Annotated in this window: 18 protein-coding genes and 1 pseudogene; 10 read left to right on the plus strand and 9 right to left on the minus strand. The window is 69.7% G+C overall.

Features of this window, described 5'->3' with window-relative positions; translation table 11 throughout:
- The first annotated feature begins 522 nt into the window (after positions 1–522).
- Positions 523–1,707 carry an amino acid aminotransferase gene (locus G555_RS0109335; protein WP_028708676.1) on the plus strand — a complete coding sequence of 395 codons (1,185 nt, stop codon included), beginning with the start codon at positions 523–525 and terminating at the stop codon, positions 1,705–1,707.
- Positions 1,708–1,783: 76 nt separating this feature from the next.
- On the opposite strand, the gene G555_RS0109340 is transcribed toward G555_RS0109335, so the two are convergent.
- The 3 genes from G555_RS0109340 to secA form a co-directional block, all read right to left on the minus strand.
- On the minus strand, positions 1,784–3,298 hold the full coding sequence (locus G555_RS0109340) for an FGGY-family carbohydrate kinase (protein ID WP_036921724.1): 1,515 nt from the start codon (positions 3,296–3,298) through the stop codon (positions 1,784–1,786).
- Positions 3,299–3,410: 112 nt separating this feature from the next.
- Positions 3,411–5,042 (minus strand): glycerol-3-phosphate dehydrogenase/oxidase, encoded by a 1,632-nt coding sequence (locus tag G555_RS18995; protein WP_051208626.1) that lies wholly within the window; start codon positions 5,040–5,042, stop codon positions 3,411–3,413.
- A 218-nt stretch (positions 5,043–5,260) separates the two neighbouring features.
- Positions 5,261–8,119, minus strand: coding sequence for a preprotein translocase subunit SecA (secA, locus tag G555_RS19000; RefSeq protein ID WP_483823588.1), 2,859 nt, complete (start codon positions 8,117–8,119; stop codon positions 5,261–5,263).
- Positions 8,120–8,314: 195 nt separating this feature from the next.
- Between secA and deoC the strand changes: the two genes are divergently transcribed.
- Positions 8,315–9,004 (plus strand): deoxyribose-phosphate aldolase, encoded by a 690-nt coding sequence (deoC, locus tag G555_RS19005; RefSeq protein ID WP_051208628.1) that lies wholly within the window; start codon positions 8,315–8,317, stop codon positions 9,002–9,004.
- Positions 9,005–9,155: 151 nt separating this feature from the next.
- Here the strand turns inward: deoC and hpf are convergent, their stop codons facing one another.
- Entirely contained in the window at positions 9,156–9,770 is a 615-nt protein-coding gene (gene hpf / locus G555_RS0109360) for a ribosome hibernation-promoting factor, HPF/YfiA family (protein ID WP_028708678.1), read from the minus strand.
- Between the two features lie 165 nt (positions 9,771–9,935).
- Here hpf and G555_RS23395 point away from each other — a divergent pair.
- The 4 genes and pseudogenes from G555_RS23395 to G555_RS0109375 all read left to right on the plus strand — a co-directional run.
- A pseudogene (locus G555_RS23395) lies at positions 9,936–10,076 on the plus strand (B-box zinc finger protein); the annotation flags it as partial.
- 3 nt (positions 10,077–10,079) lie between these two features.
- Positions 10,080–10,913, plus strand: a complete 834-nt coding sequence (locus tag G555_RS0109365; RefSeq protein ID WP_051208629.1) for a rhomboid family intramembrane serine protease — start codon at positions 10,080–10,082, stop codon at positions 10,911–10,913.
- A gap of 129 nt (positions 10,914–11,042) precedes the next feature.
- Positions 11,043–12,413 (plus strand): ammonium transporter, encoded by a 1,371-nt coding sequence (locus G555_RS0109370; RefSeq protein WP_028708680.1) that lies wholly within the window; start codon positions 11,043–11,045, stop codon positions 12,411–12,413.
- The gene (locus G555_RS0109375; RefSeq protein ID WP_028708681.1) at positions 12,410–12,748 is read left to right on the plus strand and encodes a P-II family nitrogen regulator; all 339 of its coding nucleotides are present in this window, start codon (positions 12,410–12,412) and stop codon (positions 12,746–12,748) included. The genes G555_RS0109370 and G555_RS0109375 overlap by 4 nt, the downstream gene beginning before the upstream one ends.
- Before the next feature lie 85 nt (positions 12,749–12,833).
- Here G555_RS0109375 and G555_RS0109380 read toward each other — a convergent pair whose 3' ends face one another.
- The 5 genes from G555_RS0109380 to G555_RS0109400 form a co-directional block, all read right to left on the minus strand.
- Positions 12,834–13,508: a ComF family protein gene (locus tag G555_RS0109380; protein ID WP_084635003.1), complete on the minus strand. Its 675-nt coding sequence runs from the start codon at positions 13,506–13,508 to the stop codon at positions 12,834–12,836.
- Between the two features lie 66 nt (positions 13,509–13,574).
- Entirely contained in the window at positions 13,575–15,260 is a 1,686-nt protein-coding gene (locus G555_RS0109385; protein WP_028708683.1) for an LpqB family beta-propeller domain-containing protein, read from the minus strand.
- Complete coding sequence (gene mtrB, locus G555_RS0109390) at positions 15,257–16,825, minus strand: MtrAB system histidine kinase MtrB (protein ID WP_051208631.1); 1,569 nt, start codon at positions 16,823–16,825, stop codon at positions 15,257–15,259. Before mtrB ends, G555_RS0109385 begins: the two co-directional genes overlap by 4 nt.
- A complete protein-coding gene (gene mtrA, locus G555_RS0109395; RefSeq protein ID WP_425413833.1) occupies positions 16,822–17,484 on the minus strand; it encodes an MtrAB system response regulator MtrA in 663 nt (220 codons plus the stop codon). Before mtrA ends, mtrB begins: the two co-directional genes overlap by 4 nt.
- A 148-nt stretch (positions 17,485–17,632) precedes the next feature.
- The gene (locus tag G555_RS0109400; RefSeq protein ID WP_028708686.1) at positions 17,633–18,190 is read right to left on the minus strand and encodes an HdeD family acid-resistance protein; all 558 of its coding nucleotides are present in this window, start codon (positions 18,188–18,190) and stop codon (positions 17,633–17,635) included.
- 145 nt (positions 18,191–18,335) lie between these two features.
- On the opposite strand from G555_RS0109400, the gene G555_RS0109405 reads away from it, so the two are divergent.
- The 4 genes from G555_RS0109405 to G555_RS23050 are packed head-to-tail and all read left to right on the plus strand — an operon-like array spanning position 18,336 to position 22,241.
- Positions 18,336–19,370: a hypothetical protein gene (locus G555_RS0109405; RefSeq protein ID WP_156887489.1), complete on the plus strand. Its 1,035-nt coding sequence runs from the start codon at positions 18,336–18,338 to the stop codon at positions 19,368–19,370.
- A 2-nt stretch (positions 19,371–19,372) separates the two neighbouring features.
- Complete coding sequence (locus tag G555_RS19010; protein WP_051208632.1) at positions 19,373–20,059, plus strand: DUF4129 domain-containing protein; 687 nt, start codon at positions 19,373–19,375, stop codon at positions 20,057–20,059.
- A complete protein-coding gene (locus tag G555_RS23045; RefSeq protein ID WP_245581234.1) occupies positions 20,056–21,264 on the plus strand; it encodes a DUF4350 domain-containing protein in 1,209 nt (402 codons plus the stop codon). The genes G555_RS19010 and G555_RS23045 overlap by 4 nt, the downstream gene beginning before the upstream one ends.
- Entirely contained in the window at positions 21,261–22,241 is a 981-nt protein-coding gene (locus G555_RS23050) for an AAA family ATPase (RefSeq protein ID WP_028708689.1), read from the plus strand. Before G555_RS23045 ends, G555_RS23050 begins: the two co-directional genes overlap by 4 nt.

A 22,241-nucleotide genomic window follows, 5' to 3' on the forward strand; every position in this document is an offset into this window, starting at 1 on the left:
TGTTCACGGAGCGATCCGTTCATTGTCGCGCCGGTTGCCGGGTGCCTCGACCGGTTCGCGGAGCAAACTGGTTGTTCCGAGCCCCACACGGGCCCACAGCAACCACTTCGCTCCGGACCCCACCTTGCACCTCCTGAAACACCACCGATAACAACGACGTCGCTCCGCACGCCCCTCTTCATCCGGAACCCCGACGGCTGGAAGTCCTTTCAACAAGCTCAAGGACCCCTGCGTGTGAGTTCAAGGCCCCGGGGGTGAGTCCAAGGACCCGAGTGGCGCGGGCCCTTTCGACAAGCTCAAGGACCGGTGGCTGAGCTTGTTGAAACCACCGTGGCGACGATGTCGTTTCGACAGGTTCAAGGGCCGGGAGTTGGGCTCAAGGACCCCGGGGTTGGCTCAAGCCCGGTGGTTGAGCCTGTCGAGGCCGGTGGCCGTACGACACGCGGGCGCTGGGAGGCTTGAACCGCGCGGTGCGCCGAACGCGACAGGCGATACAGTCGGAAGGCCTAGAAAGGATCACCGATGTCGATCTTCTCCTCCGTCGAGCTCGCACCCGCCGACCCGATCCTCGGACTGACCGAGCAGTTCCTGGCCGACGCCTCGACCCAGAAGGTGAATCTGGGCGTCGGCGTGTACCAGGACGAGACGGGCAGGGTTCCGCTGCTGGAATGCGTGCGGCGGGCGGAGACGGAGATCACCCCGGCGCCCCGTCCGTACCTGCCGATCGTCGGGCTGCCCGCGTACACCGGTGCTGTCCGCGAGCTCGTCTTCGGCGCCGACTCGCCGGCCGTGGCCGAGGGGCGGGTCACGACGGTGCAGACCCTGAGCGGGACGGGAGCGCTCAAGGTCGGGGCGGATCTGCTGCGCGCCGTCACCGCGGCCGAGCGCGTCCTCATCTCCGATCCGAGCTGGGAGAACCACCGGGCCCTGTTCACCCGTGCCGGCTTCCAGGTGGGCACCTACGCCTACTACACCCCGCAGGGAGTCGCGTTCGACCGCCTGCTGGCCGACCTGCGCGCCGCGGCCCCCGGCACCGTCGTGGTGCTGCACGCCTGCTGTCACAACCCGACCGGCTTCGACCTCACGCCCGCCCAGTGGGACCAGGTCGTCGCCCTCACCGCAGAGCGCGACCTCGTGCCCTTCGTCGACATGGCCTACCAGGGGTTCGCCGCCGGACTCGTCCCGGACGCCGCCGCGATCGCACGCTTCGCCGCGTCGGGACGTCCCTTCCTCGCGGCCACGTCCTTCTCGAAGTCGATGGGACTGTACGGCGAGCGCGTCGGAGCGCTGTCCATCGTGACCGCCTCGCCCGACGAGGCCGCGCGCGTCGCCTCCCAGGTGAAGATCGCGATCCGCACCAACTACTCCAGCCCGCCCACCCATGGCGCGGCGGTGGCCGCACGCATCCTCACCGACCCGAGCCTGCGCGCCATGTGGGACGCCGAGCTGACCGGCATGCGCGACCGGATCCGGCAGATGCGCCGAGCCCTCGCCGATGCGCTCGTCGCAGCCGGGTTCCGCGGCGACGTGAGCTTTGCCACGGCCCAGACCGGCATGTTCAGCTACACCGGTCTGAGCGCCGAGCAGATGATCCGGCTGCGCTCGGAGTTCGGCGTGTACGGGACCGACCGCGGCCGCATCTGCGTCGCCGCGCTCAACCCCGCCAACGTGGGCACCGTCGCGGCAGCGATGGCCGCCGTGTCCTGACGACGCCGCGCACGACGCACAGCGAGGGGCAGCCGAACGGCTGCCCCTCGCCGCATTCAGCGGACGTCGAGCCGGACTACTTGTTCGCCGCCCACCACGGCTTCTGCAGGTCGACCTGCTGCGTGAATGCCTCGTACCGCGCGGCCATCAGCTCGACACCGGCCGGCGTCGGGTCGATCTGCCGTGACACCGATCCCATCGCGGCCGCGGCGGCCGTCAGATCCGAGAACGCACCCGCGCCCACGGCGGCCAGCATCGCGGTGCCGAGCGCGCCGCCCTCCTTCACCTCGGGGATCAGGATCGGCTTGTTCAGCGAGTCCGCGAAGTACTGCGGCCAGATCTTCGAGTTCGAGACACCGCCGACCACGCGAACCTCGGTGACGTCGATCGCATCGATCAGCCAGTCGCAGTGGATCTTGTGGGTGAACGCGATCCCCTCGTAGATCGCCCGCAGGATGTTGCCGCGGGTATGCCAGGCCCGCAGGCCCGAGAACACGGCCGATGCGTCGATGCCGTACGGGTTTCCGTACAGGAACGGCACGAAGTAGGCAGGCTGGTCGCTGTCCTTGGTCTGCCCGACCTCCTCGTCGACGAACGCGTACGGGCTGCGACCCTCGCGCCGGGCCGCATCGGCCTCGGCCGCGCACAGCGTGTTGATGAACCATTCGAGGTTCGCCGACGAGGCCGGCGAGATCGACATGTTCATCCACAGGCCCTTCTCGACGAAGCTGCGCGCCAGCCAGCCGTCGCCGACCGTCGGCTTGTCGGTGATGACCTCGTTGATGCTCCACGTCCCGGCCATGACGGCGAGGTGACCCGGCGCCACGGCGCCCGCACCGATGGCACCCGCGTCGACGTCATGGCATCCGGCGACGACAGGCGTTCCCACAGGGAAGCCCGTGTGCCGCGACGCGAGATCGATGACCGTGCCCACGACCTTCGTGCAGGCGTCGATCTGCGGCGCCTTGTCGCGCAGCACATCCAGGCCGTAGATCTCGAACGCCTCGTCGTCGTAGTCCTGGGTGCGGACGTTGCAGAACGCCGTGGACGCCTCGGTCAGGTCCGTGCCGACCTCGCCGGTCAGCCAGATCCGCAGGAAGTCCTTCGCCGCCACGAACCAACTGGCCTTCTCGATGGCCTCCGGCTCGTTGTCGGCGATCCACTTCAGCACCGCGCCGGTGGATGCCGGGACGACGCCCTGGCCGGTGACCCGCATGAGGTCGTCCTTGTGCTCGTCCATCAGCTTGGCCGCGGTGTCGATCGCGCGGGAGTCCAGGGAGAGGATGCCGGGGCGGGTCGGGTTGAACTGGTCGTCGATGAGCCAGGCGCCGTCACCGTGGGCGCTGATGCCGATGCTGATGACCTTGCCGCCAAGCTCGGCGATCTTCGCGTTCAGCTCGCGGCACATCCCGCCGAAGGCATCCCAGTAGTCGTGGCCGTCACGCTCGATCCAGTACGGCTTGGGCAGATTCTGCGGCGACGGTGCCGATGCCGATGCGACGATGTTTCCCTCGAGGTCGAAGGCGACCACCTTCATGCCGGTCAGGCCGATGTCCACACCGGCGACGAGTTCCAGAGCGTCCTTGCTCATGTGTATATCTCCTTGTTGATCGGAAACGGGCGAAACCTGTTCTGTGCGGGAATGTGCCGAACTGGGACAGTCGTCGACGACTGCCCCAGTGCTCGGCGCGGTGTTCAGATGTTCAGGAGAGCGGGACGAAGCGGGTCAGGTAGCGCTCGTAGTCGGCCAGCTCCTCCTCGATGCGGGCATTGTCCCATCCGAGGGAGGTGCCGGCGATGGCCGCGACGCGATCGACCATGGGACGCCCCAGATGGTTCTCAAGACCGATCATCGTGCGGCGGCACATGATGTCGGCCAGCCGGTGCGCGTTCTCGACCTCGGCGGCCCACCGCACCTCGCCGACGGTGAGGCCGAACGCCTCGTCGACCATCTCCGAGTTGCCCTTGTCCGACGTGATGAACTGGACCAGGTCGAGGGAGCGCGTCCCGTACATGTCGACGACGCGGTCGATGAGATGCTGCGGAAGGCCGGACGGCTGCAGCGCCACCCGGAGCCGGCCGAGGTTCGGCTCGCCGCCGCCCGGCAGCGGCAGCTTGTGCGTGATCGACTTGCGGCGGAGCCCGAACTGCTTGCAGAAGATGTCCGCGAAGTCCTCGCCGACCTGCCGGAACGTGGTCAGCTTGCCGCCGACCAGGGTGTACAGGCCGGGGATGTCGGGCGCGTGGTCACGGATGTCGTGGCGCCGGGTGATGTCGGCGACGTCGCCTTCGGCGAACGGAAGGGGCCGGACGCCGGTGAACGCGTACGAGACGTTCGCATTGGTGAGGTGCGCCTCGGGAATGACCCAGTTCGTCTCGCGCAGGATGTACTCGTACTCGTCGGGCGTCGCCGAGGCCATGTCGAGATCGCCGGTGAAGCGGAGGTCGGTGGACCCGATCAGGTACCGGTCCAGCCACGGGATCACCATCATCGGCCGGCCGTCGGCCTGCGACTCGTAGTAGAAGGCGTCGTGCGGCGCGCCGGGGAACGGATTGAGGACGAGGTGCGTGCCCTTCGTCCCGCCGTTCATCCGCGGCAGGCTGATGTCGTCCTGGGTCCAGACCTCATCGATCCAGGGCCCGGCCGCGTTGACGACGACCCGCGCGGGCGCGGTGTACTCGGTGCCGCTGAGCTCGTCGCGAATGACCAGCGACGTCGCCCGCGCTCCGGTCCGTCCGAGTTGCACCGCCTTCGCGTAGGTGATGACCGTGGCGCCCGCCCGCTCGGCCGCGAGGGAGATCTCGTAGCTCATCCGCTCGGCGTAGTTCACCTGCGCGTCGGAGTAGTAGGCCGCCCCCTGCAGCCCCTCGGGGTTGAGGCTGGGCTCGCGCTCGAGGATCTTCTCGGGCGACAGCAGCTCGAAGCGGCGCACGGACTTGTCGAAGGACAGGACGTCGTAGGCGATCATGCCCAGGCGCAGGATGTTCGCCGAGTGCGCGTTGGACTTGTAGAACGGCAGCAGGAACCGCAGCTCACGCACCAGATGCGGGGCGGCCCGGAGCAGCCACTCGCGCTCCCGCAGCGATTCCCGCACCAGCGGGACGTCGTACTTCTCGAGATACTTCAACCCGCCGTGGATCATCTTGCTCGACCACGACGAGGTCCCCGAGCCGATGTCGCCCTTGTCGACGAGCAGGACGCGCATTCCGCGGAGCGCGCACTCCCAGGCGATGCCCGCGCCGTTCACCCCGGCACCGACGATCGCGACGTCATACCCGGCCGATACGGACTGGAGAGCCTGTTCCCGCTTCGCTGTCGCAGCGGTCTGCGTCATACCTGATCACTCCTTCGTGATGACGAATAGCTGTAGCTGCGTCCAGAATGTGTCTCGCGAACGACCGGAGCCACCCGATGCGCAGACCTCGCTCACATGAGCAACAGGTGTGCGAGCACAGGGGTCCGCAGGGTTCCGATGAACGCACGGATTGCACATGACCGAACGCTGCCCGCCGGGTTCGAGGACCACCCGAACCCGGTTCCCGGCGACGCCCGTCAGGCGCCCGGCCGGCCGTGGCAGAGCTTGTACTTCTTGCCCGAGCCACAGGGGCACGGAGCGTTCCGCGGCGTGCCCGCGTAGGCGTTGGCTCCCTTGCCGCCGTCGGAGGCGCTCGACATGGCCTGGCCCGACTCGTCGGGAGCCGAGTAGGACAACGCACGCGTCGGCCTGGCCTCCAGGCCCTTCGCCTTGAGGAGGGGACGTGCCTCACCGTCGCGGGCGGTGCGCCTGCTCTGCTTGTCGTCCTGCGTCGCCACCCGCGTGTCGCCGGCGCCGGCCCGCACGGAGCGGTCGGCGCCGATCACGGCCGCGGCCGCGAGCGCCTCCTCACCGCCGGCGACGTCGGACAGTGCGACCTTGACGTCGGCGACATCCCCGGCAGGTGCCACGACGGGCGGCTGGTCGACCTGCACCTGGATGTTGAACAGGAAGCCGACGACCTCCTCCATGAAAGCGTCCATCATGTTGTTGAACATGAGGCCACCCTCGCGCTGGTACTCGACGAGCGGATCGCGCTGCGCCATCGCCCGCAGACCGATGCCCTCGCGCAGGTAGTCCATCTCGTACAGGTGGTCGCGCCACTTGCGGTCGAGGACGGTGAGCAGGACGCGCCGCTCCAGCTCTCGCATCGTGTCGGCGCCGAGCGCCTCCTCGCGGGCGTCGTAGGCGCGCTCGGCGTCGGCGACGAAGTCCTCCACGAGGCCTTCCTGCGAGATCTCGCCCTCCTCGTAGTCGGCCACCTCCAGCCCGACCGGGTAGAGCGTCCTCATGTCCGTCCACAGGGCGGACAGGTCCCAGTCCTCGACGAAGCCCTCGGTGTGGTTACGGACGACACCCTCGACCACGGTGCGGACCGCCGTGCGAAGCTGCTCGGAGACATCCTCGCCCTCGAGCACCTTGCGACGATCCCCGTAGATCGCGTGCCGCTGCCGGTTCATGACGTCGTCGTACCGGAGCACGTTCTTGCGCATCTCGAAGTTCTGCGCCTCGACCTGCTCCTGGGCCTGCTGGACGGCCGTGCTCACCCGCTTGTGCTCGATCGGCACGTCGTCGGGGATGCGCAGGGCCGTGACGACCCACTCGATGACCTCGGACTTGAACAGCCGCATGAGGTCGTCCTCCAGCGAGAGGTAGAACCGGCTCTCGCCCGGGTCGCCCTGCCGGCCGGAACGGCCGCGCAACTGGTTGTCGATCCGGCGCGATTCGTGCCGCTCGGAGGCGACCACGTACAGCCCGCCCAGGGCCACGACCTCGTCGTGCTCCGCCGCGACCTGCTCCTCGATCTGCTCCATCACCTCGGGCCACAGCGCCTCGTACTCGTCAGCGTGCTCGACCGGGTCGATCCCGCGCGACCGGATCTCGGCGTCGGCGAGGAACTCGGGGTTGCCGCCGAGGATGATGTCGGTGCCGCGGCCGGCCATGTTGGTGGCGACCGTGACCGCACTCCTGCGCCCCGCGACGGCGACGATCGCGGCCTCGCGTGCATGGTTCTTCGCGTTCAGCACCTCGTGCTTGACGCCGGCCTTCTTCAGCAGCCTGCTGATGATCTCCGATTTCCCGACCGATGCGGTGCCGAGCAGGATCGGCTGGCCGGCCTCGTGCCGCTCGACGACGTCCTCGATGATGGCCGCGAACTTCGCGTCCTCGGTGCGGTAGATGAGGTCGGAGCCGTCCTCGCGGATCATGGGCTTGTTCGTCGGGATCGGCAGGACGCCCAGGCCGTAGATCTTCTGGAACTCCGACTCCTCGGTCTTCGCGGTGCCGGTCATCCCGGCGAGCTTGCTGTACATCCGGAAGTAGTTCTGGAGGGTGATGGTCGCCATCGTCTGGTTCTCGTCGCGGATCTGGACGCCTTCCTTGGCCTCCAGCGCCTGGTGCAGGCCCTCGTTGTACCGGCGGCCGTGCAGCGTGCGGCCCGTGTGCTCGTCGACGATGAGGACCTCGCCGTCGAGAACGACGTAGTCCTTGTCGCGAGCGAAGAGCTCCTTGGCCTTGATCGCGTTGTTGAGGTAGGAGATGAGCGGCGTGTTCGCCGACTCGTACAGATTCTCGATGCCGAGACGCTCCTCGACCATCGTGATCCCGGGCTCCAGGATCGAGATGGTCCGCTTCTTCTCCTCGATCTCGTAGTGGACGTCCCGGACGAGGCGCCGGGCGAGCTTCGCGAACTCCGGGTACCACTCGGAGTTCTCCTCGGCCGGGCCGGAGATGATGAGCGGCGTCCGTGCCTCGTCGACGAGGATCGAGTCGACCTCGTCGACGATGGCGAAGTTGTGGCCTCGCTGCACGCAGTCCTCGAGCGCCAGAGCCATGTTGTCGCGCAGGTAGTCGAAGCCGAACTCGTTGTTCGTGCCGTAGGTGACGTCGGCGGCGTACATCTTGCGCCGCTCGGCAGGTGTCATCTGCGACAGGATCGCACCGACCTCCTGGCCGAGGAAGTGATGGATGCGCCCCATCTGCTCGGACTGGAACTTGGCGAGGTAGTCGTTGACCGTCACGACGTGAACGCCGTCGCCGGACAGCGCGTTGAGGTACGAGGCGAGGACCGCCACGAGCGTCTTGCCCTCGCCGGTCTTCATCTCCGCGATGTTGCCGAGATGCAGTGCCGCGCCACCCATGATCTGGACGTCGTAGTGTCGTTTCCCGAGCACGCGGCGGCTCGCCTCGCGCACCGTGCCGAAGGCTTCGGGCAACAGGGAGTCCAGGCTCTCGCCGTTGTCGTGGCGCTCGCGGAACGCAGCCGTCTGGCCGCGCAACTCGTCGTCGCTCATCTCTTCGAAGTCGGCCTCGATCGAGTTGACCTCGGTCGCGATCCTGCTGAGGCGCTTGACGATCCGGCCCTCTCCGGCGTGCATCAACTTGTCCAGCAAACCCACTGTGCGCTTCCTCACCTGTTCGTGCGCCGCTACGGCGACTGCCGCACCCATCCTAGGGGCTCGGGTCGAACGGACCCATGTCCGCCCCGGGTGCGTGTGGCGCGCATCGATCAGGCCGGGCAGGGCGTCGGGCCGCCGGGCGGGGGCGGTAAGTTGTCGCCCCGAGGAGGCGGCATGGTGGACAACCCGGACGCCCGTGTGCTCGCGGACGTTCTCACGCCCTCGCTCCTGCGCGCCGCCGCCTCATTCGCCGACCACGAACGACTCTGCCGGCTCGCGGTCCGCCACGGGATCGCCGCGGTCGCCGTCACCCCGGCCCAGGTCGGGCTGTGCGCATACCGGCTCGCCGGCACACCGGTCCGCGTCGGGACGGTCGTCGCGTTTCCGCTCGGGCAGTCCTCGATCGCGGCCAAGGTGTGGGAGACCGACCACGTCCTCGCCCACGGCGCGACCGAAGTGGGCTACGTCGTGAACCTCACCGAACTGCGCGAGGGGAACCGCGGCTACGTCGCGACGGAGATGCAGCATGTCGTGGACGCGTGCCGGGCGGGCGGTGCCGCGGCGAAGGTCATCGTCGAGGCTTCCCTTCTCAGCGACGCCCAGGTGCGCGAGGTGTGCGATATCGCGACCGACATCGGGCCGGACCTGCTCGTCACGGCCACCGGATGCGCGCCGGCGGATCGGCCGGCGCGCACGGTGGAACTGATGCGCCACCACACGGGGCCCGGGATCGGCATCGAGGCCGCCTGCGACATCGTCACGCCCGCACAGGCGCGGATGCTGCTGGACTGCGGTGCCGCCCGGCTGCTGTCGGCGACCTGGCCTGCCCTGCTGGCCGACGACAGCACGGTGCCCACCTCCTAGATCAGGAAGTCCAAAGGGCCGCGCGTAGCTACGCTCCGGGCCAGGCCGCTACCCCAAGGCCGGGACGCTACCGGTCCCCCGGTAGCGTCCCGGCCGGGGCGTAGCTACGCGAGCTTCTCGCCCTCGGTGAACGTCGCTCGTGTGCGACGCCTCAGCCCGTCTCGGCCGCTCGTTCCAGATCGAGGTGGATGACCCCGTAGTCGTAGGCCCGCCGCCGGTACACGACGCTGGGCTGCGAGGTGTCGGCATCGACGTACAGGAAGAAGTCGTGGCCGACGAGCTCCATCTCGTCCAGGGCCTGCGCCAGCGTCAGCGGCGTCGCCTTGAAGAGCTTCTCGCGCACCACGAGGGGACCGTCCCCGACGACCTCCAGCCCGGCGATCTTACGGACCTCCGGCGCATCGACCGCAGCCGGCTCGGCCGGCGGTGCCGGCAGGTCCAGCACGTGCGAGATCCGCAGACCGCGATGCGTCTTGCGCCGGTCGGAGGCCTTGCGCAACTGCGACTTCATCTTGTCGAGCGCGTGGTCGAACGCCACCGCCTTGTCGTCGGCCATCGCCACCGAACGCACGACCGGTCCCTTGCTGTAGAGCGTGATCTCGGCCTGCGTGGTCTGGTCAGGGCGCCGGCTCTTGTCGACCGTGATCTGGACCTCCGTCCGGATGACGCGGTCCTTGAGCCGTTCGATCGACTGCAGTCGATCGGTGATTCGCTCCCTCAGATCCTCAGGAATCTGGCAATGGCGCCCGGTGACGATGACGTCCATCTCAACCTCCCTTGGTCGGCGGGACCGGGTCCCGCACGTCGAAGAACCAAACGGCACCACTCCGAGCCGAACGGCGTGGACATGGTGCCATGCACCAACGTTAGTGAGGCGCGGGTCCGTTTACCAGCGCGTCCGGGCCCGCCACGCCGAGGCAGTCCCCCCAGGATGGGCTCCCGGAGACACCGGTACGGTGGAGATGTGCAGCCAACCCACGAACCGGCCCAGCCCGTCGTCGGCTGCGCACAGCACCCGCAGACACCTGCTCTGACCTTCTGCCAGCGCTGCGGGCGTCCGATCTGCGGAGCCTGCATGGTCGAGGCGCCCGTCGGATACCAGTGCCCCGTCTGCGTCGCCGAGGGCTCCCGCCGGTCCCGCGCCGACGAGTTGCCGTTCGGCGGCCGCCGCTCGGCGGGCGGCCGCTCGACGACCTCGATCCTCATCGGGGTCAATATCGCCGTCTGGGTGGCGATCCTCCTCACCGGAGGCTCCGGCAGCCGATTGGTGGACTGGCTGGCGATCAGTCCGCTCGGCACCTGCCTCGGCGCTGCCGGCAACACCTACTATCCCGGCGTGGACGCCGCGCAGTGCGCACAGTTCGGGAGCGCGGCGAGTTGGGCGCCCGGCGTGGCCGACGGAGCCGTCTGGCAGTTGCTCACCGCGGGATTCGCGCACATCGAGGTCTGGCACATCCTCAGCAACATGCTCGTGCTGTGGTTCATCGGGCCCACCGTCGAGCAGATCCTCGGCCGGGTCCGCTTCGTGGCGCTGTACCTGCTGTCCCTGTTCGGAGGATCGGTCGCGGTGATGTGGTTCGCCGCACCCGAGTCGAGCGCGCTCGGCGCGTCAGGGGCGATCTTCGGCCTGCTCGGCGCACTGCTCATCCTGACGATCAGGGGCAAGGGCGATCTCCGCAGCATCCTGTTGTGGATCGGCGTCAACCTCGCTGTCACCTTCGCCGGCTTCGCCCAGATCTCGTGGCAGGGACACCTCGGAGGTCTTGTGGCGGGCGCCGCGGCGACGGCCATCATCGTCTACGCGCCGAGGACCGGCGAGCACCGCACACGCCTGCAGTGGCTGCTGCTCGGCGGCCTGTTCGTCCTGCTGGCGTTGCTGACTGCGGTCAGGTGTCTGCAACTGGCCTGACGGACCACACGCCCGCCGAGAGCCCAATCCCGCTCCCACTATGGGATATAACATCGCTGTAATAATCCCTAACACACTCGTAACCGGGCAACAACAGCGGAGAAACGTCCATGCCCAAGAGTCGTCCCCATGATTGCTTTCGAGATTGACTCCGGCGACACCGCCTGGGTGCTGGCCAGCGCAGCACTGGTCCTGCTGATGACCCCAGGCCTCGCCCTCTTCTACGGCGGCATGGTCCGCGCCAAGGGCGTGCTCAACACCATGATGATGAGCTTCATCTCGATGGGCACGATCGGCGTGATCTGGGTGCTGTACGGCTACAGCCTCGCCTTCGGCAACTCGGTCGGAGGACTCGGCATCATCGGGAACCCGCTCGAGTTCCTCGGCCTGAAGGGCCTGATGGCCGAGGACGCCGTTGCCGGCACTGTGCCCGCTTTGGCCTTTGTCGCGTTCCAGTCCGCCTTCGCCATCATCACGGTGGCCCTCGTGTCCGGCGCGATCGCCGATCGTGCCAAGTTCACCGCCTGGACGGTCTTCACCATCGTGTGGGGCACCCTGGTCTACTTCCCGGCCGCCCACTGGGTGTTCGCGTTCAGCAGCGAGGACGGCTCCGTCGTCGGCGGGTGGATCGCCAACCAGATCCAGGCCCTCGACTTCGCAGGCGGCACGGCCATCCACATCAACGCAGGCGCCGCGGCCCTCGCGCTCGCTCTCGTCCTCGGTCCCCGGATCGGGTTCGGAGCCAAGCCGATGCGTCCGCACAACCTGACGCTCGTCATGCTCGGCGCCGCGCTCCTGTGGTTCGGCTGGTTCGGCTTCAACGCCGGCTCCGCGGTCGCCGCGAACGCCAGCGCAGCCCTCGCCTGGGTCAACACGCTCGTCGCGACGTCCGCCGCCATGCTCTCCTGGCTCGTGGTCGAGAAGGTCCGCGACGGCCATCCGACATCCCTCGGCGCCGCATCCGGCATCGTCGCAGGCCTCGTCGGGATCACCCCGGCGGCAGGTTCGGTCGGTCCGCTCGGCGCCATCCTCATCGGCATCCTCGCAGGCGTCGCCTGCGCCTACGCCGTCGGCCTGAAGTACAAGCTGGGCTATGACGACTCGCTCGACGTCGTCGGCGTCCACCTCGTCGGTGGCCTCGTCGGCACGCTGATGATCGGCTTCGTCGCCGACCCGGCCTCCAGCGCCGGCGTGGCCGGACTGTTCTACGGTGGCGGTCTCGACCAGCTCTGGCGGCAGGCCGTGGGCGCGTTCGCCGTGCTGATCTACTCCTTCTGCGTCACCTGGGTGATCGGCAAGGTCATCGACATGACGATCGGCTTCCGGGTCACGCCGGCCGAGGAGAGCAGCGGCATCGACCTCGCTGAGCACGCCGAGAACGGCTACATCCTCTCCAGCGTCGGGTACGGCACCTACCGTGGTGTCCAGCACACCACCGTCCTCGAGGCGGGCGACCTCCCGCCCAGCGCCAGCAAGGCCGACGAAAAGAGCAACGCATGAAACTGGTCACCGCCATCATCCAGCCGTCCAACCTCGATGTCGTGCAGAAGGCGCTGATCCGCAAGGGGATCCAAGGCATGACCGTCACCGAGGTCAGCGGATACGCCCGCCAGCACGGCCACGCCGAGGTCTACCGGGGCGCCGAGTACACCGTCGACTTCATCGGCAAGATCAAGATCGAGGTCGTCTGCACCGACGCCAACGTGCCCACCGTCGTCGAGGCCATCGTCGAAGGGGCCCGCACCGGGCAGGTCGGCGACGGCAAGGTCTGGGTGGTCCCCGTCGAGTCGGTCACCCGCGTCCGCACCGGCGAAACCGACGCGGCGGCTCTCTGACAGACCGCGCAGCAAGCTCGAGGGGGTGGTGCTCAGGCACCACCCCCTCCGTCATCCCCCACGTCGGCGTCCCGCTCTGCGGCGGTCAGGACCGAGAGGCGTCGCTGCGGAGACGGACGGCCGCGACAACGGCCGCTCCGAGCGGGTCCCACCCGGCGGCACGTGCGGCACGGACGGCCTCGCCGAGCGTCGCACCGGTGGTGCAGACGTCGTCCACGAGGACGGCGGGCAGACCGTCGGGCAGCGGTCGCGCACGAAACGCGCCGGCGACGTTAGCGCGACGCCCGGCCGTGTCCAGGCCCGCCTGGTCCTCAACCTGTCCGGCGATGCGCAGCGCGGCGACGACCCGCACGGGCACACCCGTGCTCCGCCGCAGCACCCCGACGGCCATGCGCGACAGGTGCAGCGTCGTGTCGAGTCCGCGCTCCCGGACGGCCTCGGCCCTCGACGGGACCGGCACCACGGTCAGCGGTGCCGGCGGACCGGCACCTCCCCATACCCGCGCCGCAGCGATCGCCAGACGCCGTCCGAGCGGACCGGCCAGAGTCCACGCGCCGCGCTCCTTGTACGCGACGACGAGCCCGCGCACCGGATCGCGGTACTCATGCGCGGCGACGACAGGCACCGGCAGCTCCACACGCCACGGCCTCTCCCCGGCCAGTGCCGACCGGCATCCCGGACACAGGGTTCGTCCCGGCGCGCCACAGCCGGCGCACCGCCCGGCGAGCAGCACGTCGAGCGTCGCATCCCACACCCTCACCCACCCAGCATGACGTCTGTTCTCGTCGACCGCCGCCGTGGCTGTGGACAAGCCACGCCCGGTCCGTCACGACGGGTATGTGGGCTGCTGCAACGTCCCCGACAGGGCCGTCCAGCGCTGATCGGCCACGAAGCGGCTGCATCGTCCCTCCCCGTCGCAGGCGATCAGGTCGGAGGAGTCGATGCGCGACGACGCCGCCACGACAGTCCCCGTGCGGCTGCTCGGCAGGTTCTGATCGGTCACCATGGTCCCGGCGACGTCGGTGGTCACCACGCCGGCGGCGTCGCCGGAGTCGTAGGACACCGCAAGCGAGGACGCCCCGACCCACGCGACGTCCCGGGCATGCCGCGACGGACCCAGCCCGATGGACGTCAGGCCGCTGAGCCGGATCGTGCCGTCGGCTCGCTCCACCCGCAGCAGCGCGAGACGGGACCCGCTGCCCGAACCCAGCACGACCGCGACACGCACGCCGTCGGGGCTGATCCGGAACGCACGGACGGTGCTCCCGGCGAGGTCGGGAGCGGCCACCGCGACAGCTCGACCGTCCTGCCACACCGAGAATCCCCCGGCGTAGCTCCACAGCGCCCCGTCGCGCGCGTACTGCGGGCGGATCATGTCGGCGCCGGTGCGGACGCGCTGGGCGGACTCCCCGCCGGTCGATCCCACCCACAGGTCTTTGCCGTTGACGACGACGGCGACGGTGGCCGCCTGCGCGTCGACGGACAGCGACGTCGCACCGGACGGCTGCCACTGGACGGCGGTCGTGGTGAGCTCGCCGGACTCCTCGCTCACACGCACGAGGGACGCATCGTGCAGACCGAAGAGCTGTCGCGAGACCACATCGCTCACCGGGCTGAACCGGGTCAGGGACGTCGTCCGCAGCACGCCGTCGGCGTCCGTCTCGGCGATGTCGAGCCGCGTCTCCCCGGCATACAGGCGGATGCCCTCGGTCTGGTCGAGGCCGGCCAGCGTCCAGGCGAGCTGCGCCGCCAGTCGCGACCGCGCGGTCGCCTCCAGCGACGCCGCGCCGGCCGACAGGCGGATGTCGACCACCCCGCCGCTGTCGGCCTCCGCCGAGTCGACCGTGATCCCGGCGTCGTCGGGCAGCGCCGAGGTGACGGCGGGCGCCAGCCACGCGCTCGGCCCGTCCAGCACCCCCGCCACGACGGCCGTGAGGTCGCGGGTCCCGCGGGGCACGACGATGGGGTCGGGGACGAGCACGTCGTCCTGCGCGCTGAGGAAGTACAGGTCGGCGGTCCGGTAGGCATTGCGGAACAGATAGTCGGAGACGAGGATCCCGCGTGGCGGACGTCCGATCCGCCACTCGCCGCCCTCCTTGACGAGACCGAAGTCCTGGACCAGCGTCGTGGTCACCTGGGTGAACGTGCCCCGCGTGTCCACCTCGCCGACGAGGCGGGAGCGCAGGACCACCTCGTCACCGGTCGTGAGCGACGGGCTGCCCTCCTCATACACCTGGATTCCCGACTCGGGCTCCCACTGCGCCGCCGCCGCCGAGGTGAGGTACTGGCGGGCCGCGGTGTATCCCTGCTGGTAGGTGGCCGTCGCGTGAAGGAAGCCCTCCACGATCAACAGGGGCGACGCTCCCGGTGACGGCGGCTCGGGTGCGATCTCCACGCCGCCCTCCTGCTGCTCGTGCTGCTGATCGTGGTGGACGACGGGCCCGCTGGTCGGCAGCGTCGCGCATCCCGTCAGCACCAGGGCCATCAGGATGACCCACAACGTCCGCTTCATACCTGCTCACCTCCTGTCGGGGTGTCCGCGGGGACGATGGGCAGCGGTGAACCGGTCAGCGTGCCCCCGGCCTTGCGCGGCAGCGTGAGGCGGAACTGCGCCCCGCGGCGCGGACGTCCCCAGGCGTTGAGCCAGCCGCCGTGCAGACGGGCGTCCTCGAGCGCGATCGCCAGCCCCAATCCCGTGCCGCCGACGAGGCGAGCACGTGACGGATCGGCCCGCCAGAACCGATTGAACACCTGCTGGGACTGCGAGGCGAAGAACCCGACGCCGTGGTCGCGCACCACGAGCGCCACGGCGTTGTCGTCGCGCGCGAGGCGCACGTCGATCGGGTGTCCCTCACCGTGTTCGATGGCGTTGTCGATGAGGTTGCGGACGATCCGCCGGATGCGACGCGGGTCGCACTCGACCAGCAGCGGACCCGGCGCGTCCAGCCGGACCTCGCTCCCGAAGCGGTCGGCGAACGTCGACTGGGAGGCGATCTCACCCCGGACCAGCTCTGTGAGGTCGACGACCTCGGTGCTCAGGTCGGCGACGCCGGCGTCGAAGCGGGAGATCTCCAGCAGATCGGTCAGCAGTCCCTCGAACCGGTCGAGCTCGGCGTCCAGGAGCTCGACGGACCTCCGGGCCACCGGATCGAAATGGTCCCTGGCCTCGTGCAGCACGTCCGACGCCATGCGGATGGTGGTCAGCGGCGTGCGCAGTTCGTGCGACACGTCGGACACGAACCGCTGCTGCACCTGGGACAGGTTCTCCAGTTGCGTGATCTGCCGGGCGAGCTCGCTGGCCATGTGGTTCATGGACGTGGCCAGCAGCGCGAGATCGTCGGTGCCCTTCGCCTGCACACGTTCGCTGAGGTGTCCGGCCGCGATGCGTTCCGCCGCCATCCGGGCCGCCCGGACCGGAGCGAGGATCTGGCGCACCTGCACGTACATGAAGACCCCCAGCACGGCCATGATGACCGCGCCGACGGTGAAGACCGCACTCTGGACGACCTGCAGCGTCTGGATCTCCTGCGTCATGGGGAAGACGAAGAAGACCTGATACGACTCGCCGGTGGTCGCCGTGAGGGACCCGGCGATCGCCAACGCGGGCGCGGCGGCACGGCCGTCGGTGAAGCGCGCCTCGGTGGGCGTCACCCACAGTCCGTCCCCGGCGGTGACCTCGGAACGCAGAGCCTCCGGCACGCTGGCCGGGTCGAGGCCGGCCGACACGATGTCCGACACCGGCCCGCGGACCAGCACGAGGTATTGCCCGCCCACGCTTCCCCGATTGGCGGCGTCCTGCGCCACCTGGGTGAGCCGCTCGTTGACGCCGACGCCCTCGTCGGCGGCCCGGAGCTGCTGCTGGAGCGTCCCGAGGGCGACCGACGCCTCGGCAAGGCTCGACTTCTGCTTGCCCTCCAGGACGCCGCTGGTGATCTGTTGCAGGAGGAGCCACCCTCCGACGGTGAGCACGACGATGAGCCCGACCGACGTCGCCGCCACGACGCGCAGCGGCAGGGAACTCCGCCAGACGGCCACGGCCCTCCGCAGGATCGTCCGGGGCCGGAGCGAGCGCTTCATGCGAGGCTGACGTCACCCGCGCGGTAGCCGACACCGCGCACCGTCACGACGATCTCGGGATGCTCGGGGTCACGCTCGATCTTCGACCGCAGCCGCTGCACGTGAACGTTCACGAGCCGCGTGTCGGCCGCGTGCTGGTACCCCCACACCTCCTCCAGCAGACCCTCGCGCGTGAAGGCGTGTCGAGGCCTGCGGGCGAGCGCCAGCAGGAGGTCGAACTCGAGCGGCGTGAGGTTGATGACGTGATCGCGCCGCTTGACCTCGTGGCCGATCACGTCGATCACGAGATCCCCGATACGCACGAAGTGCTGGTCGCTCGACAACCGCCGCAGACGGGCCCGGACCCGTGCGACGAGCTCCTTGCTCTTGAACGGCTTCGACACATAGTCGTCGGCCCCGGCCGTGAGCCCCTCGACGATGTCGGAGGTGTCGGACTTGGCCGTGAGCATGACGATGGGGACACCCGACTCGGCACGGATCTCTCGGCACACCTCCACGCCGCTGAGGCCGGGCAGCATCACATCCAGCAGGACGAGGTCGGCGTGGAACTCCCGGAAGGAGCGCAGCGCATCGGTGCCGGTCGCGCACCAGGCGGTCGAGAACCCCTCCTGCTGCAGCACCAACTGGAGCATCTCGGACACGCGCGGGTCGTCGTCCACGACAAGAATGCGAGGACGGACCCCGCTCGGATCATTCACCACGCTCACTCCAGGTCGAACGTGTCGTCAGTGTAGCCCGGCCCCCGCCCGCGGACCGGGAGGCCGGGCACCATCCCCCGCGGCCGCGGACGGGGAAGAGCTCACGGACTCACACCTCCGGGGAGAAGCGGAAGGCCCGAATGATCTGCACCAGGCCCATCACGAGCAGCGTGATGCCGAGCAGCCACCACAGGACGACCGCGCCCCACAGCGGCGAGAACAGCAGCACGATGCCGCCCAGCACGCTGACGGCGGCGTAGAAGACGGTCCATCCCTTCGCGGTGGACGCCTGCAGCATGGTGAGGGCGACGATGCCGTCGACGATCCACACGACGCCGACCACGATGCCGAGCAGGAGCGCCAGCCATGCCGCCGCGGCGCCCAGGTTCGACAGCATCACGACGCCGGCGACGATGTACAGCACGCCGAGCAGGATGTGGCCCGTCCGTGCCCAGCCCCCCATCGTCTTCGCGAAGACGCCCATCCCGGCGTACACCAGACCGGCGCAGATCGCGTACACCGCGATGATGGCGGCGACGACCATCGCGGTCTTCCCGGGCCACAGCAGGATGAGGAGGCCGATGACCGCGGCGATGGCGCCGCCGACGCCCAGCAGGATCCTGATGCCGCTCACGGCCTTCGCGGCCAGTGTCGTGTCTTCGCTCATGTCCCGATCCCCTCGCTCGTTTCTGCTCCCAATCCTGTCTTGAGCCTAGTCGCGCCGGGTATTCGAGGGATACCCACGTGGACCGCCGCGCGGGAGTGACGACGAAACAGGCCGCGATCCCTCCCCTCATGCCAGACTGGAGCGCGTGCAAAGGACGAGGAAGACGCTGCTGGACGCGGCGAGCGTGGCCCTCATCCCGCTCCGGCCGCTGTCGATCGGCGAGATCCTCGACGGCGCCTTCCTCATCGTCCGCCGCAACGCCCGCTCGCTCCTGGGGCTGCCGCTGGTCATGGTGTCGGGAATATCGCTCGTCGTCGCGGCGAGTTCCTTGATCACCCTGCTGCTCGGCGAGTTCGCCGGGGAGGCCGTGTCGATCATCGTCATGGTGCTGCAGGCCCTGGTCGTCGGCGCGTTCGCGGCCGGGACGCTGATCTGGCTCTCCGGCCTGCTCACCCGCGCCGCCATCATCACCGTCATGGGCGAGGGGTTCGCTCCCCCGGTGACCCTCACCCTCCGCCAGGGGTTGCGCTACGCCGGGCCGATGTTCGCCCTGACCGTCCTCATCGCCGGGATACTGTCCCTCCTGCAGAGCGTCGCCAGCATTCTCAGCCTGCTCCTTTCGGGCGTCCTCCTCACGCTGCCGGCCGCCGACGACGAGCTCACCGTCCTTCTCCAGTCGATCGTCGCGGTCGTCATCTCGGTTCTCGTCACGTGCTGGCTCGTGTCCTGGCTCTCGGTCGCCATCCCGGTGTACGTCGCCGAGGGACGGATGGCCCCCGACTGGGTGGGGCAGGGCCGACGGCCGACCAATGTCGTGGCCGCCGTGCTGCGGTCCTTCGCGCTCGTCGGGTGGCGCAACTCGTTCCGGGTCGCGCTGGTGCTCACCGCGGCCGTGTGCCTGCTGCTGCTGACCGTGGCCTTCGTGTTCGTCGGGATCTACGGGATCCTGCTGCTGTTCCTGTACTCCGTGCAGATGTCCGAGGCGTCGGCGATGCTCTCGCTCTATGCAGGCGTCGGGGGGATCATCGCCGGGGTGATCGCGGCGGCGAGCCTGGGGATCGCCTATCTGTCCGCGCTGCAGACGCTGCTGTACCTTGATCTGCGGATGCGCCGCGAAGGGCTCGATCTGGCGCTGCGGTTCACTGTCGTCCCCGTTCCCGAGCCCGAGAGGACGCTGTGACGATGCCCCTCGCCCCGGGCGCGGTCCTCCGCGTGCTGCAGGTGCTGCCGCTGTCCCCTCCCATTCAGATCGACAGGGGCGAGGCGCAGCGGCGCGCCGACGAGGAGCTCTCCAAGGCGAAGTACAGCCACATGCCCGAGTGGCTCACGCAGATCATCGAGTGGGCGCAGCGGACCCTGGAGAACATCGTGAGGACGGTCGTCGGGGGGCCGGGGTCCGGCGGCGGCGTGAGCTGGGGGCTGGTGGCCCTCGTCCTCGTGCTGCTGGGTGTGGTGGCGCTCGTCGTCTGGCGCGTGGGGCTGCCGCGCTGGCGGCAGGTGGCGCGCCCCGATGCCGAGGTGGACGTCGATCAGTCGGTCATGCCCGTGACCTACCGCGACCGCGCCGAGGCGGCTGCGGCACGGGGCGACTACCGCACGGCGATCCGCGAGCGTTTCCGGGCGATCGTCCGTGAGCTGGAGTTCCGCACGATCATCGCGCCCCGTCCCTCGCGGACCGCGTTCGAAGCGGCCGCTGCGGCGGCGCGCGAGCTGCCGCACGCGACGGATCCCTTGTACACGGCGGCCGAGCTGTTCTCGGCGGTGATGTACGGCGACAGGGCGGGCACCCCGGCGGGTTGGCAGCAGATCCTGGACGCCGAGCGCGCCGTCCACGCCGCCGCCGACGAGCCTGCGGGAGTGGCGTCGTGACCGCCACACAGACTCCGGCGCCTTCCGGGCAGGCGCCCGCTGCCGCCTCGTCCCCGGCTCCGGGCGCGGCCCCTCCCCCGACGCGCCCGTCGCGGCGCTGGCTGCGGTGGGTGGCCGGGGTGGTGGTCGCCCTGCTGTGCGTCGTGGCGATGCTGGTCGTGCTGGCGGGCGGCTCGAAGGGCGGTGCGTCCGATCCGCGCAACCGCGGCGACGCGGGCACCGCCGCCCTGGTCGCGCTGCTGGGCGACGAGGGGGTGACGGTCAGCGTCCATGATGCGACGACCGCGCCGTCGGCGCTCGGGGGCTCCACGGTCGTCCTGTCGGGGGCCTATCTCGGCGCAGACGGGCTCGCCCGGGTGCTCGATCAGCGGCCGGCCCGTGTGGTCCTGCTCGGGTACGGATCCGACGAGCTGACGGCCGCGGGGATCCCCGTGCGGGACTCGCTCGCCTCGGGGGCGCTGCGCGAACCCGGCTGCGCGCACCCCGTCGCGACCGCGGCGGGGAGCGTCGTGGTGGAGGCGTCGCTGGGCTACGTGCCCGGCACGGCCGATCCGCGGCCCGAACAGGCATGCTACGGCTCGGCGGACGGCCGTGGATCGGCCTTCCTCGAGTACGTCCTGCGGGGCGTCGCCGTCGATGTCGTCGCCGGCGGGCTGGCCAACGACGATCTCCGATCGGTCGGTGGCGTCGTCCGGGGCAACGCGGCGTTCGGCCTGCGTCTGCTGGGGCAGCAGCCCGAGCTCGTGTGGTGGGTCGTCTCCGCGCCTCCCGACGCCGCGGGAGGCGGGAACCTCGACGCACCGTCCCTGGTCCCCGCGCGGGTCGGTCTGTTCCTCCTCGCCACCGTTCCGCTGCTGTTCGTGGTCGCCGTGTGGCGCGGCCGGCGGCTCGGCCCGATCCTCACCGAGAGGCTGCCGGTCGTCGTCCCCGCGTCGGAGACCGTGGAGGGGCACGGACGCCTGTACCACCGGCTGAAGGCGTACGACACCGCCGCGGTCCACCTGCGGCGCGGCACCGTGGACCGGCTCGCCCGGCGCTTCGGGACGCCCGACACCGAGCAGCTCGTCGGCATCGTCGCCGACTGCACCACCCTTTCCGCGCAGGACGTCGCGCACGCCCTCACCGGACCGGCCCCTCAGACCGAAACCGACCTGTGGAACCTCAGGAACACCCTCGCCCGCATCGAGCAGGAGGCACGATCGTGACCAGCACCCCGCAACCGTCCCCCGCCGCCGAGCGCGCGCGCTCCGCGCTCGGAGCCCTGCGCGCCGAGGTGGCCAAGGCCGTCGTCGGGCAGGAGACAGCCGTCTTCTCGCTGGTCATCTGCCTGATGTGCCGCGGCCACATCCTGCTGGAGGGGCTGCCGGGAACGGCGAAGACGCTGCTGGTCCGGGCGTTCTCCACGGCGCTGCGCATCGAGACCGCCCGCGTCCAGTTCACCCCCGACCTCATGCCCGGCGACATCACCGGCTCGCTGATCTACGACTCGCGGACGGCGGAGTTCACCTTCCGGGAAGGCCCGGTGTTCACGAACCTGCTGCTCGCCGACGAGATCAACCGGACGCCGCCGAAGACGCAGTCGGCGTTGCTGGAGGCCATGGAGGAGCGGCAGGTCACCGTCGACGGGACGCCCCGGGTCCTTCCCGACCCCTTCATCGTGGCCGCCACGCAGAACCCGGTCGAGTTCGAGGGGACGTACCCGCTTCCCGAGGCACAGCTCGACCGCTTCCTGATGAAGATCCGCATCGATCTGCCGCAGCGGGCCGAGGAGGTGGAGATCCTGAACCGGCACGCGCAGGGCTTCGACCCGCGTGACCTGGGCGCCGCGGGTCTCGTCCCGGTCGCCTCGGCCGACGACCTCGCGCTCGCCCGCCAGGAGATGCGCAGCGTTCAGATCCACCCGGCGATCCTCGGGTACATCGTCGACATCGCTCGCGCGTCGCGCACGTCGCCGTCGCTGGCGATCGGCGTCTCTCCGCGCGGGGCGACGGCACTGCTCAACACGGCCCGCGCCTGGGCCTGGCTGTCCGGGCGCGCCTACGTCACCCCCGACGACGTCAAGGCGCTGGCGTTCCCCACGCTGCGCCACCGGGTCTCGCTGCGGGCGGAGGCCGAGCTCGACGGGGCGACCGCCGACTCCGTCATCGAGTCGATCCTCGCGACGGTCCCCGTCCCCCGCTGA

This window comes from Propionicicella superfundia DSM 22317 (assembly GCF_000423465.1).
GTDB classification, from domain to species: Bacteria; Actinomycetota; Actinomycetes; order Propionibacteriales; family Propionibacteriaceae; genus Propionicicella; species Propionicicella superfundia.